Below are 13,520 nucleotides of genomic sequence, written 5' to 3'. Positions count from 1 at the left end.
CGTGTACCTCAAGTCGCTGACGCTCAAGGGCTTCAAGTCCTTCGCGGCACCGACGACGCTGAGGTTCGAGCCCGGCATCTGCTGTGTGGTCGGACCCAACGGTTCCGGCAAGTCCAACGTCGTCGACGCGCTGACCTGGGTGATGGGTGAGCACAGCGCCAAGTCGCTGCGCGGCGGCAAGATGCAGGACGTGATCTTTGCCGGGACCGCAGGCAAGGCACCGCTCGGCCGCGCGGAGGTGACGCTCACCCTCGACAACTCTGACGGCACGCTGCCCATCGACTACGCCGAGGTCTCGCTGACCCGGCGGATGTTCCGCGACGGTGCGGCCGAGTACGAGATCAACGGGGACCGCGCCCGCCTGATGGACGTCCAGGAGCTGCTCTCGGACTCGGGCATCGGGCGCGAGATGCACGTGATCGTGGGCCAGGGCAAACTTGCCGAGATCCTCGAGTCCAAACCCGAGGAGCGTCGCGCCTTCATCGAGGAGGCCGCCGGCATCCTCAAGCACCGTCGTCGCAAGGAGAAGGCGCAGCGCAAGCTCGCCGGGATGCAGGGCAACCTCGACCGGCTGAGTGACCTGACCGGCGAACTGCGCCGCCAGCTCAAGCCCCTCGGTCGTCAGGCCGAGGTGGCGCGCCGGGCCCAGTCCGTCCAGGCCGACCTCCGCGACGCGACCTTCCGGTTGGCCGCCGACGACCTGGTGACCCGACGCGCCGAGCTGGCGGACGCGGAGAGCGTCCGTGCCCGACTCGCCGAGCAGGTGGCCGTGGCCGTCAACCGGCGGGACGAGCTGGCCCGGTCGGTCGCCCAGACGCAGGCCCGGCTCGACGGCCTCACCCCCGAGGCGGACGCCGCACAGCAGCGGTGGTTCGCCCTGTCCACACTGGCCGAACGCGCCCGCGCGACGGCCCGCATCGCCTCCGACCGCGCGCGCTCGCTCGCGGCGGAGACGGCCGTCCACCACGGCACCGATCCCGACGAGTTGGATCGACAGGCCGACCGCGCCGAGGCGCACGAGCGGGATCTGACGGCCGAGGTCGAGCTCGCCGCGGACCGGGCGCGCCGGGCCACGGAGACCCTGAGGTCGGCCGAGGCGACGCTCGCCGGGTTGGAGGCCGAACACCTCAAGGCCGTACGGGCCATCGCCGACCGACGGGAGGGCGTGGCACGGCTCGCCGGCAAGGTGGAGACGCTCGCCGCACGGGTCGAGTCGACCGAGGCCGAGATCGCGAGACTCGACGCGGAAGCGGAGAACGCCCGCGCCGCGGTGGCGGCCGCCGAGGCCGAGTTCGACGCCGTCCACGCCCGGGTCGACGTCCACGCCGAGGGGGAGCGGACTCTCGACGAGCACCTGGGTCGAGCCGAGCGCGCTCACCTCGCGGCCCGCGCGCGACTGGCCGAACTGCGGGGGATCGAGAGGGAGGCGGACCAGCGGATCGCCAGGCTGGCCGCCCGGATCGAGACCCTCGAACAGAACAAGGGGGCCGGCGACGGAGCCGACTGGGTCCTCCGGCACCTCGGACCGGAGGTGGTCGCCGGAACCATCGGGGAGCTGCTCGGAGTCGATGCGGGGTGGGAGCGCGCGGTGGGGGTGGCGCTCGGGCCGGCCGTCGACGCCGTCGTCGTCGACCCGGGCGTCGACCGCCGGTCGGTTCTGGCCGCGCTCCGTGAGGCCGACGCCGGCCGGGCAGGCCTGGTCGGACGGGGCACCGCGGGCGACGACTACCGGCTGGAGGCGGACCTGGTCCCCGGCGCCCGGTGGGCGCTCGACGTGGTCGAGGTCCCCGCAGACCTGGTCGCCGCGGTCACGGCCCTGCTCGTGGACGTGGTGGTGGTCGAGGACCTGACCGGGGCCCATGCACAGGTGGAGGCGGATCGACGCGTGCGCGCGGTCACCCGGGGCGGCGAGATCGCGGGGGCGGGATGGACCGTCGGGGGCTCGGCCGCCGGACGGACGGGGCTCGAGATCCAGTCCGCCGTCGACGCTGCCGTCGCGCAGAGGGACGCCGCGCGCGCCGAGATCGGGACCACCCGCGCGGAGCTCGCCGGCGCGGAGGCGGAGGACGTCGAACGGGCGGACCGGTTCTCCGAGTCCCTCGCCGCGATCACCGAGTCCGACGCCGCGATCGAGGAGATCTACGCCGAACTCGCGAGGATCGGCACGCGCCGGCGACGCGCCGAGGCGGAGGTGCGGCGCCTCGAGCAGGCACGGAGGATGGCCGTCGACAAGCTCGACGCCTCCCGGGCCGAGCACGCCGAGCTCACCGACCGGCTCGCCCGCGCCGGTGACGACGACGAGGCCGCGCCACCCGCGGACGACGGGCGGGTCGCCGCGCAGGCCGAGGTCGCTGCCGCCCGGGGGGCCGAACTCGAGGCCCGACTGGCACACCGGTCGGCCGAGGAGCGCGCGGCGGGGGTCCGCGGCAGATCGGCGTCGCTGCGTAGGGCCGCACAGTCGGAACGCGAATCCAGGGCACGGGCGGCCCGTGCCGCCGCCGCACGCCGGCGCGGGGCCGAGGTCGCCGGAGTGGTGGACGAGCTGAGCGTGCGGCTGCTGGCCCGGCTCGACGAGCTGATCGCCGCAGCCGGGGCCGAGCGTGACCGGCTGGCGGCCGCGCGCTCGGAGGCCTCCGCACGGGTGGCCTCGCTCCGTACCGAGCTGGCGGGCGCGGAAGCCGAGGTCACCAGACTGGGGGACGCCGCCCACCGCGACGAGATCGTCCGGGCCCAACTCGAGGTCAAGGTCTCCGAGCTCGAGTCCGCGGTGCTGGAACGGCACGGCATCGAGCCCGAGGCCCTGGTGGCGGAGTACGGGCCGGAGGTGCCGCTTCCGCCGTCCGCGCTGGAGATCGAGGAGTACGAGGCGGCCCGCGAGCGCGGTGAGGACGTCACCCCACCCCCGCCGATGCCGTATCTGCGTGCCGAGCAGGAGCGTCGACTCAAGCTGGCCCAGAAAGATCTCGCGACCCTGGGCAAGGTCAATCCGCTGGCGCTGGAGGAGTTCGCCGCCCTCGAGGAGAGATACGCGTTCCTGTCCACCCAGCTCGACGACGTCAAGAAGGCCCGCGCCGACCTCGAGGGGGTGATCGACGACGTGGACGAGAGGATCGAGCAGATCTTCACCGAGGCATGGGTGGACGTCGAGCGCGAGTTCCGCGACGTGTTCTCCGTGCTGTTCCCCGGCGGTGAGGGCCGGTTGATCCTCACCGACCCCACGGACATGCTGGCCACGGGGATCGAGGTCGAGGCCCGGCCGCCGGGAAAGAAGGTCAAGCGCCTGTCGTTGCTGTCCGGTGGCGAGAAATCGCTGACGGCCGTGGCGATGCTGGTGGCGATCTTCAAGGCCAGGCCCAGCCCGTTCTATGTGATGGACGAGGTCGAGGCCGCACTCGACGACACCAACCTGCGCCGCCTCATCGGACTGTTCGAACAACTCCGTGAGACCAGCCAGCTCATCGTGATCACCCACCAGAAGCCCACGATGGACGTCGCCGACGTCCTCTACGGGGTGTCGATGCAGGGCGACGGCATCTCCAAGGTGATCTCCCAGCGCATGCGGTGATCGCGTGCCACCACAGTGCTGATCAGGCACCATGGGGCCATGACTGATCGAGAACTGCACATGGACGCGAGCCTGGCGCGGTCGGCCCGGATCCTGTGTCTGGTCTCCACCGGGGTCATCGCCGCACGGTCGGGGCTCGACCAGCAGAAGATCCGGGACTACGAACGCGGGGTGGGCGACCTCGACGACGCGGAAGTGCAGTCACTCTCCGACGCCCTCACGTATTACGGCGCCCGGTTCATCCCAGAGGACGAGAACGGGGGTGTGGGCGTGCGGCGCAAGTTCACCCGGACGAAGGTCAAGATGATCGACCGGTGGGAGAGCGAGGGCGGCCCGGTCAGGGAGGACGACGTCTAGAGACCGGCGGTCGAGATGGTCGGCGACACTCTCGTCACTCCCTCCGACGGCTCGCAGGCCGCGACCTCGCCGTGCCCGTCACCGCCCCGCTCCGCTTGGGACTGACCCCGGTCACGAGCGCCTGAACACCGCGCGGAGGCGCTCCCGGTTGACCATGCCGATCGCTCGCAGCGGGATCCCCGCCGGGCACACCCTCGAGCACTCGCCGTAGAGGGAGCAGGAGCCGAACTCCTGATCCGCAGCGCGGACCATCTCGCGTGCCCGGGAACCGCGTTCGCGGCTCGCCACCGGCATCAGGGCCAGATGCCCCAGCTTCGCACCCAGGAAGAGATTGGCCGATCCGTTGGGGCAGGCCGCCACGCACGCACCGCAGCCGATGCAGGCCGCCAGATCCAGTGCCGTCTCCGCGTCGTCGTGTCCCTGCGCGGTGAGGTCGGCGTCGGGGGCCGTCCCCGCGGGCAGCGACACATGGGCCCCGGCCTCGGCGATCCCGTCCAGCGCGGAGCGGTCCACCACCAGGTCCCGGATCACGGGGAACACCGCCGCGCGCATCGGTTCGATGCGCAGGGTGTCACCGTCGGAGTAGGCGTCGAGGCGCTGGTGGCACGAGGGGGTGTTCTCGGCCGGGCCGTGCGGGCGCCCGTCGACGGTCACCCCGCACGCACCGCAGATCCCCTCCCGGCAGTCGGAATCGAAGGCCACCGGATCCACCCCGTCGCCGACCAGTCGCTCGTTGAGCGAGTCGAGCAGCTCGAGCAGGCTCATCTCCGGTTCGGCGTCCGGAACGTGGTACTCCACGTAGCCGCCGGTGTCCTCGGGGCCGGCCTGCCTCCACACGCGCAATGTGAGTCTCACGGGGTGGTTCTCGCAGTCGTTCGTCGTGTGGTTCTCATCGGTAGTCCCTCGTGGTGAGCTCGACCGCGGAGAAGTCGAGCGGTTCGGCATGGCGGGTGAAGGAACGTGGGCCGCCCCGGTCGTCGCCGGCGGATCCCCACGCCGAGGCGAAGCGCCAGAGGTCGTCACGGCGCAGCGCCTCGCCGCCCGGGGACTGGTGTTCGTCGCGGAAGTGGGCGCCGCAGGACTCGTCGCGGTCCAGGGCGTCGATGCACATCAGTTCGGCCAGCTCGAGGTAGTCGGCCGTCCGGCCGGCCAGTTCGAGCACCTGGTTGAGGTGCTCACCTGTTCCGGTCACGCGGAGGTCGGACCAGAACCGGGCCCGGAGGTCGCGGATGCGCTCGATCGCGGTGGTGAGCCCCTCGGCGCTGCGGGTGACCCCGCAGCCCGCGTAGAGGATCTCGCCCAGTGCGCGGTGGAAGTGTGCGGGCCCGGTGGTTCCGCCCACCGCGAGGAGCGCCTCGACGCGCGCCCGGGCGCGGCCCACGGCGGTGGTGACCACCTCGTCGTCGTCGTCCGGTGGATCGTCCCCGAGGCGCGCGGCCAGGTGGGCCGGCACCGAGTACGGGAGGGTGAACCAGCCGTCCACGCTGGCGCTGAGCAGCGAGTTGGCGCCGAGCCGGTTGGCGCCGTGGTACGCCCAGCCGCATTCGCCGCCGACGAACAGTCCGGGGATCGAGGTCTGGAGGTCGTAGTCGCTCCAGAGCCCGCCCATGGTGAAGTGACAGGTGGGCGCGATGCGCATCGGGACGGCGTACGGGTCCTCGCCGGTGGCGTGGGAGTACATCTCGAACAGGTTGCCGTACCGTTCGGCGATCTGCTGCCGGCCGTCGCGGGCGAGGGAGTCCCGGAAGTCCAGGTACACCGAGTTCCGGCGGGGCCCCACCCCGCGGCCGTCGCGGATCTCCGCCGTGATCGCCCGTGAGGCCACGTCGCGGGGGACCAGGTTGCCGTAGGCCGGGTAGCGGCGTTCGAGGAAGAAGTCCCGGTCGGAATCGGGGATGTCGCCTGGTGATCGGTCGTCGCCCGGGTGCAGCGGCACCCAGATGCGGCCGTCGTTGCGCAGCGACTCGCTCATGAGGATGGTCTTGGCCTGCCAGGTCGAGTCCTTGGGCAGGGCGGTGGGGTGGAACTGCACGAACGACGGTGAGGCGAACAACGCCCCCCGCTGGTGGGCCCGCCACACGGCCGAGGCGTTGGAGTTCACCGCGAGCGTGGAGTCGTGGAAGACGTTCCCGTAGCCGCCCGTCGCCAGGACCACCGCGTGGGCGGTCTCGGCGCGGAGGTGTCCGGTGACGAGGTCGCGGACCACGACCCCGTGACATCCGGCGTCGTCGACGATCAGATCGAGCATCTCGTGGCGGGTGTGCAACCGCACCGTTCCCGCCCGGATCTGCCGCTGGAGGGCCTGGGTGCCGGCGATCTGGAGCTGCTGACCGGTCTGCCCGCGTGAGTAGTAGGTGCGTGAGACCTGCACTCCGCCGAACGACCGCGTGGACAGCACGCCCCCGTATTCCCTGGCGAACGGCGTGCCGATCCCCGAGAAGTGGTCGATGACGCGAACCGACTCCTCACCGAGCCTGAACGCCTCGGCCTCCCTGCCCCGGAAGTCGCCACCCTTGACCGTGTCGGCGACGAAGCGGTGCAGGGAGTCGCCGTCGACCCGCCTCGCGCGGGCGGCGTTGATCCCGCCCTGGGCCGCCACGGAGTGCGCGCGCCGCGGCGCGTCGTGGTAGGTCAGCGCGGTGACCCGGTACCCCAGCTCGCCGAGCGCGGCCGCCGCTCCGGCGCCGGCCAGGCCCGTGCCCACCACGACCACGTGGAAGCGGCGCCGGTTGCCGGGGGAGACCAGGGGATAGGTGTCCCGCCGCCGAGCCCAGGCCGTGGCGGGATCACCGTCCGGGGCGCCCGAGGACAGGAGGCCCCCGGCCCTCGCGTCGGGGGCCGTCACGGGCGGCGGCTCGAAGGTGCCCGACGCCCACGGGGCGCGTGGGCCGGTCATGCGAGCCACCCGGCCTGCACCGCGATCGGGATCAGGGCGTTGCCCACCAGGACGGCGACGGCGGCGACCCCACCCACGACCGTCGCCGCGGCACGGCTCCGGACGCCCGTCACCCCGAGATCGCCCGCCGCCGTGCGGACGCCGTGCGCCACGTGTACCGCCAGCAGGACCATGGTGAACCCGTAGAACGCGGCCACCCACGGCCTGGCGAAGCTGGCCACGAGGTTCGAGTACGCCGAACCGGGGACGAAGGAGTCACTGGCGGCGGGCGGTGTGCCGGTGGTCATGTCCAGGACGTGGAAGACCACGAACAGCAGCATCACCACGCCGGTCAGCATCATGGATCGCGCGCCGAAGGAACCGGCGGTCAGACCGGTGCGACGACGACGAGGACCCGCCGACGCCCGGGACCGTCGCGCGAGCACCACCGAGCACCAGATGTGTGCCACCAGGCTCAGCACCAGCACCACCCGCAGGGCCCACAGCACCCCCTCGTGCGGCACCAGGGGATAGAGCAGCGTCCGCAACCACCGGGCGTAGTCGTCGAAACCGGACGCACCGCCGAACACCTTGAGGTTGCCGATCATGTGCACCACGACGAACGAGGTGAAGACCAGGCCCGTCACGGCCATGACCGTCTTCGCGGCCCAGGTGGGCAACACAGGGGTACGCCGGAGGTGAGGCCTCCGGGCCCTGACCGGGACGTGCGGGGCAGCGACCTCGGTCACGCGCGGACACCTCCTTACGGGAACGCGCGCCAGTCTAGGTCCGCCCACGCCGCCCGGGGCCGGGATGAGGACGGGGGTCGTCGTCCATACTGGGCACCGTGAACACCACCTGGATCATCATCGCCGTCGTCGCCGTCCTGTTGCTCGCCGTGCTCGCGCTGGTCGTGGGCCTGCAGCTGCGCAAGAAGCGACAGATCTCGCTGAGCAGGCCGGAGGAGCGCAGGGAACTCACCCGTGAGGAACGCTCCGGCAACTACCAGGCGGGGACGGGCTTCTCGTTCACCGAGGCGGGCGGGACCGCCACCGCGGCACCCCCGCGGGAACCCCTGCCCCGCGAGACGTCCCGGCCGGTCGAGACGCCGGTCGTGCCCGAGCCGGACACCCGATCCGGCCCGAGCGACGACACGGTCGTCGTGGAACCCGCGCCCGTCGAGCCGGTGGTGGTACCGCCGGAGGTCCCGGACGAGGAGGTCCCGGTCCCCACGACCGAGCTGATCACCGGGGTCCCCTCCCCGGTGGCCCCGGTCGAGCGGATCGACCCGTCCGAGGGACGCCTGGACCGCCTCCGCGGTCGACTGGCGCGCTCGCAGGGCGCCGTGGGACAGGGGCTGCTCGGGCTCCTCGGCGCAGGTGATCTCGACGAGGACGCATGGGAGGAGATCGAGGACACCCTGATCATGGCGGACCTGGGCACCACCGTCACCCAGCGCGTCGTCGACCGCCTGCGCGAGGACATCGCGACCCGGCAGATCCGCACCGAGGCCGAGGTCCGGGAACTGCTGCGGCAGGCCCTCGTGGACAACCTCCATCCCGAGTACGACCGCTCGCTGCGTGCGCTGCCGAACGACGGCACACCCGCCGTGATCCTGGTCGTCGGGGTGAACGGCACCGGCAAGACCACCACCACCGGCAAACTCGCCCGCGTCCTGGTGGCCGACGGACGCCACATCCTCCTCGGAGCCGCCGACACCTTCCGCGCCGCGGCCGCCGACCAGCTCCAGACCTGGGCCGAACGGGTGGGAGCGGAGGTCGTGCGCGGCAAGGAGGGCGCCGATCCCGCGTCGGTGGCGTTCGACGCGGTCGCCCGGGGTGTCGAGACCGGGGTGGACGCCGTCCTGGTGGACACCGCCGGCCGCCTCCACACCAAGACCGGGCTCATGGACGAGCTCGGAAAGGTCAAGCGGGTCGTGGAGAAGAAGACCCCGGTCGACGAGGTGCTGCTGGTGATCGACGCGACGACAGGGCAGAACGGTCTCATGCAGGCGCGCGTGTTCAAGGAGGTCGTCGACATCACCGGCGTGGTGTTGACCAAACTCGACGGCACCGCCAAGGGCGGCATCGTCTTCCAGGTCCAACACGAACTCGGGGTCCCGGTCAAGCTCGTCGGACTGGGCGAGGGAGCCGACGATCTGGCGCCCTTCACGGCGGACGCCTTCGTGGACGCCCTGCTCGGGACCTAGGACGCGCGAGTACCCAGGACACACGATCGGAACCACAGGGCCGGCCACGTTACAGACCGGAAACACGCCCGCGCATCGACCGAAACAGCGGAAAGGAATTCTTCTGAACCGAGAGTGAGTGACAAACGCTCACCATGGAGACGAGGAGGACCTCACCGTGAGAGGTGACAGTGTCTTGTTGCTCGCCCAGGAGGCGACGACGGAGATCGATGCGGGAGACACGGCCTGGATGCTCATGGCGGCATCCCTGGTCCTGCTCATGACGCCCGCACTGGCGATGTTCTACGGCGGGATGTCCCGCCAGAAGTCAGTGCTCAACATGATGATGATGTCGTTCAGCGCGATGGGGGTCGTCGGGATCGTCTACGTGCTGTGGGGCTGGTCGATGTCCTACGGCGAGCAGGACGTCCTCGGGCTGTTCGCCAACCCCTTCGAGATGTTCGGTCTCGCCGGGGTGATCGGCGACGCGGACAACTGGGTGACCTCAGCGTCGGGCGCCTACCCGCAGGTCGTCGACGTGGGCTTCCAGGTCACCTTCGCGATCATCACGGTCGCCCTCATCTCGGGAGCCATCGCCGAGCGGGTGAAGTTCGGTACCTGGCTGACGTTCGCCGCCGTGTGGGTCACGCTCGCCTACTTCCCCATGGCCCACATGGTCTGGGGCGGCGGGCTCCTCTCGCATTCGGAGAACAGCCTCGCGGCGATGATCTTCGGCACCGTCGACGATGGTGAGGGCGGCCTCGTCGCAGCCGTCGCCCCGGTCGACTTCGCCGGTGGCACGGTGGTCCACATCAACGCCGGTATGGCGGCGCTGGTCCTCGTCCTGCTGATCGGCAAGCGCTACGACTTCGGGCGTACCGCGTTCCGGCCCCACAGCCTCCCGCTCGTCATGCTCGGTGCCGGTCTGCTGTGGTTCGGCTGGTTCGGTTTCAACGCCGGTTCGGCGTTCGGTGCCAACGGGGCCGCCGGCCTGGCCTGGATCAACACCACCGTCGCCACGGCCGCCGCGATGCTCGGCTGGCTCCTCACCGAGCGGATCAGGGACGGTCATCCGACCAGCCTCGGTGCCGCCTCGGGTGTCGTCGCCGGTCTGGTCGCCATCACCCCGGCCGCCGGGTCGGTCCACCCCCTCGGCGCGATCGCCCTCGGTGCCGTGTCCGGCGCCCTGTGTGCCCTCGCCGTGGGACTCAAGCACCGTTTCGGCTACGACGACTCGCTCGACGTCGTGGGCGTCCACCTCGTGGCGGGTCTCTGGGGCACCATCGCCATCGGCCTCCTGGCCACCGGCACCTTCGACACCGATGCCGGCGTGTTCTACTCGGCGGACGGGTGGAAGCTGCTCGTGGTCCAGATCGTGATCGCCGTGGCGGCGCTCGTCTTCACCGCCATCATGACCGCGATCGCCTACGTGATCTGCCGCCCGCTGGGATGGCGCATCAGCGAGACGGACGAGCAGTCCGGTATCGACGGCGCCGAGCACGCGGAGTCCGCGTACGAGGCCTCCACCAACGCGCTCATCCGTTGAGCCGACATCTGCGAAAGGAACCCCTGACATGAAGCTCGTCACCGCGATCGTCAAGCCGTTCACGCTCGACGACGTCAAGGCAGCACTCGAACAGGCGGGAATCCACGGTCTCACCATCAGTGAGGTCCAGGGTTACGGCCGCCAGAAGGGTCACACCGAGGTCTATCGCGGTGCTGAGTACGCCGTGGACTTCGTCCCCAAGATCCGGGTCGAGGTGGTCGTCGACGACGAGACCGCCGACACCGTCGTCCAACTGATCGTGGATGCCGCGCGAACCGGGAAGATCGGCGACGGGAAGGTCTGGGTGACCCACGTCGAGAGCATCGTCCGGGTCCGCACGGGCGAGGCGGGCGACGCCGCGATCTGATCGACGACACCACGAGGCGCGGTCGACCCCGGACCCGGGGCCGACCGCGCTTCTCCGTCATTCCCCGTGCCTCACCGTCGCTCTCGGTGCACGTGCACGGGCGTTCACAGAAGCGAAACACCGTGGCCGCTGCGAGGTGACACGGCACCGACAGTCTGGAGACACACTCATGAGGGAAAGAGGGACGACGTGAGCCTCACGGGGGACGGTGAGCGGGCCATGGCGCTGCGGGACGGACGCGAGCAGATCCTCTCCGCCACGTCGGCCGACCTCCCCGCGCCGCACCTGCGGGACGCACTGTGCGAGCTGTACGAGATGGAACTCGGACGGCTCGCGGAGGAGGCGGGGATCGGCCCGGGGTCCGGGTTCGCCCTGGTGGCCTTCGGCGGGCTCGGCCGGCGTGAGGTGCTCCCGTACTCCGATCTCGACCTGGTGCTGGTGCACGAGAGACGACCCGACCGCGACGTCGGTGAGCTCGCCGACGCCATGTGGTATCCCCTGTGGGACTCGGGCGTGGGCCTGGACCACAGTGTGCGGACCGTGGACCAGTGTCTCGCGGTGGCGGCTGCGGACGTCTCGGTGGGATTGAGTCTGTTGGACGCCCGCGTGATCGCCGGGGACGCGGACCTGGGCGCGCTCGTGGTCGACGGCGCCCGGCGACAGTGGCGTGACCAGATCGCCTCCCGGTTCGACGATCTCGTGGCCTCCGCGGTGGCCCGGCGTCAGCGGTCCGGGGTGATCGCGCACCGGAGCGAACCCGATCTGAAGAACGGCGTGGGCGGTCTGCGGGATTCGCAGTTGGTCACCGCGCTCGCCGTGGCACACCTCAGCGACGGACGACCGGTCGTCCCCGGAGGGCTGACGACCGCGCACCGTCTCGTGCTCGACGCGCGGACCGAGCTCCACCGGGTGAGCGGGCGGCCCCGGGAGGTGCTGCACGCCGAGTACGGGGACGAGGTCGGACAGGCGCTCGGGCTGGGGGATCGCTTCGACCTCGCCCGTGCGCTCAGCGACGCCTCCCGGACCATCGCGTTCACCGCGGATCAGGCCATCCGTGGCTCGTGCGCGTCGCTGTCCTCCCGCGGTCTGACCGGGCTGCTCCGCAGATCGCCGGTCCGCAGACCACTGGACGACGGCGTGGTGGAGCACGCCGGTGAGGTGGCACTCGCGAGGAACGCCCGTGTCACCGAGGACCCGTGGCTCCCACTACGGGTGGCGGCGGCGGCGGCCCGGTTCGGGCTCCCCGTGGCCGGTTCGACGCTCGGGGTACTGGTGGAGCGTTCGCCGGTCCCCGAGGGTCGGTGGCCCGCCGAGGCGCTGTCGGACCTCCTCGTCCTGCTGGGCTCCGGCGAGGGCCAGGTGCCGGTCGTCGAGGCGCTGGACCGGAGCGGGCTGTGGGAGCGGATGCTCCCCGAGTGGTCGGAGGTGAGGGATCTGCCCGCCAGGGACCGGGCTCACGTCTACACCGTCGATCGTCACCTGGTCCAGACCGCCGTGGAGGCCTCCCGGCTGACCACCTCGGTCGCGCGGGCGGATCTGCTCCTGTTGTCGGCGCTGCTGCACGACCTGGGCAAGAGTCGCGAGGGCGATCACAGCGAGACGGGCGCCGAGATGGTCGGCCCCATCGTGCGACGGATGGGGCTCGATCCCGACGACGTCGACACCCTGGTCCGGATCGTCCGGCACCACCTGCTGCTGGCCGTGACCGCGACCAGGCGTGACCCCTCGGACCCGGCGACGGCCGACTCCGTGCTGGCCACGCTCGACCGGGACGCGACCGCCTTCGACGTGCTCGCCACGCTCACCGAGGCCGATTCGCTGGCCACAGGGCCGACGGTCTGGACCCCGGGCAGGGCCAGGGCACACGCGATGCTGGTCGATGCGTGCCGGGACCGGATGGGGTCGCAACCCGGCGCGGTGGAGGCGCCGACCGTCGACGCCACCCGGCCGCACGGCCCCCCCGACGTCGTGGTGGACCTGCGCCCCGCCGGGACGGGGACCAATCACGAGATCACCCTCGTGGTCCCGGGCTCGGGCAAGTCCCTCGCGGTGACGGCCGAGGTCCTCGCCGCGCACCGGCTGGAGATCGTCGACGCGGAGATCGACCTGCGCCCACCCGGTGGGGTACGCGCGAGGATGACGGTGTCCACCCGTTTCGGCGACCCCGTCGACCCGAAGGTCCTCCGCCAGGACCTGCGCCGGGCGGTAGACTCCGGGGTGTCGGCCTCGCTGAGGGCCGCGCTCGCACGCAACGCCTCCCGCCTGATCGGACCGCCCCAGGCCAGGTCCTCGGTCCTGGTCAATCGACGGACGGATGCCGACGGCATCCTGCTCGAGGTGCGGGCCGAGGACAGACCGGGGTTGTTCGCCAAGGTCATCGCGTCGATCCTGGGCAAGGGGGCGAGGATCGACTGGGTCGTGGTGCGGACCCGCGGCGCCGCGGTCGAGGACGTCTTCGCCCTGTCAGGCCCCGGAGCGGTACTCAGCACGGCCACGGAGGTGGAGTCCCTACTGCCCCGGCGCGATCCCGCCACGCCCGGCGTCGGGCGTGCCGATACCCTGTGAGCAGTCGTCGTCGACGACGCCGGGGCCACCACGCCCCCGGCCCGCGACCCAGGGAGC

The 13,520-nt window shown here is 71.5% G+C and carries 9 protein-coding genes; 6 read left to right on the top strand and 3 right to left on the bottom strand.

Features of this window, described 5'->3' with window-relative positions:
• Window position 1 precedes the first annotated feature (1 nt).
• Window positions 2-3,565, top strand: a complete 3,564-nt coding sequence (smc, locus tag ABD250_RS01040) for a chromosome segregation protein SMC (RefSeq protein WP_344390036.1) — start codon at window positions 2-4, stop codon at window positions 3,563-3,565.
• Window positions 3,566-3,604: 39 nt separating this feature from the next.
• Window positions 3,605-3,922 (top strand): hypothetical protein, encoded by a 318-nt coding sequence (locus tag ABD250_RS01035; protein ID WP_031264898.1) that lies wholly within the window; start codon window positions 3,605-3,607, stop codon window positions 3,920-3,922.
• A gap of 111 nt (window positions 3,923-4,033) precedes the next feature.
• Here the strand turns inward: ABD250_RS01035 and ABD250_RS01030 are convergent, their stop codons facing one another.
• The 3 genes from ABD250_RS01030 to ABD250_RS01020 are packed head-to-tail and all read right to left on the bottom strand — an operon-like array spanning window position 4,034 to window position 7,546.
• Complete coding sequence (locus ABD250_RS01030; protein ID WP_182658027.1) at window positions 4,034-4,777, bottom strand: succinate dehydrogenase/fumarate reductase iron-sulfur subunit; 744 nt, start codon at window positions 4,775-4,777, stop codon at window positions 4,034-4,036.
• 34 nt (window positions 4,778-4,811) lie between these two features.
• Window positions 4,812-6,818, bottom strand: a complete 2,007-nt coding sequence (locus ABD250_RS01025) for a fumarate reductase/succinate dehydrogenase flavoprotein subunit (protein WP_344390031.1) — start codon at window positions 6,816-6,818, stop codon at window positions 4,812-4,814.
• Window positions 6,815-7,546 (bottom strand): succinate dehydrogenase cytochrome b subunit, encoded by a 732-nt coding sequence (locus ABD250_RS01020; RefSeq protein ID WP_344390029.1) that lies wholly within the window; start codon window positions 7,544-7,546, stop codon window positions 6,815-6,817. The genes ABD250_RS01025 and ABD250_RS01020 overlap by 4 nt, the downstream gene beginning before the upstream one ends.
• 89 nt (window positions 7,547-7,635) lie before the next feature.
• Here ABD250_RS01020 and ftsY point away from each other — a divergent pair, with 89 nt between their 5' ends.
• From ftsY to ABD250_RS01000, 4 genes are all read left to right on the top strand, one after another.
• Complete coding sequence (gene ftsY, locus ABD250_RS01015; protein ID WP_194306847.1) at window positions 7,636-9,006, top strand: signal recognition particle-docking protein FtsY; 1,371 nt, start codon at window positions 7,636-7,638, stop codon at window positions 9,004-9,006.
• Window positions 9,007-9,235: 229 nt separating this feature from the next.
• A complete protein-coding gene (locus ABD250_RS01010) occupies window positions 9,236-10,531 on the top strand; it encodes an ammonium transporter (RefSeq protein WP_182610326.1) in 1,296 nt (431 codons plus the stop codon).
• Window positions 10,532-10,559: 28 nt separating this feature from the next.
• Window positions 10,560-10,898, top strand: a complete 339-nt coding sequence (locus ABD250_RS01005) for a P-II family nitrogen regulator (RefSeq protein WP_182610323.1) — start codon at window positions 10,560-10,562, stop codon at window positions 10,896-10,898.
• A 189-nt stretch (window positions 10,899-11,087) separates the two neighbouring features.
• On the top strand, window positions 11,088-13,463 hold the full coding sequence (locus tag ABD250_RS01000) for a [protein-PII] uridylyltransferase (RefSeq protein WP_182658265.1): 2,376 nt from the start codon (window positions 11,088-11,090) through the stop codon (window positions 13,461-13,463).
• Window positions 13,464-13,520 lie beyond the last annotated feature (57 nt).

Origin of the sequence: Dietzia cercidiphylli (genome assembly GCF_039531545.1) — a bacterium.
GTDB classification, from domain to species: domain Bacteria; phylum Actinomycetota; class Actinomycetes; order Mycobacteriales; family Mycobacteriaceae; genus Dietzia; species Dietzia natronolimnaea.
The sequence above is the reverse complement of the archived record's forward strand: the minus strand, read 5'-3'. Positions and strand labels throughout refer to the sequence as shown.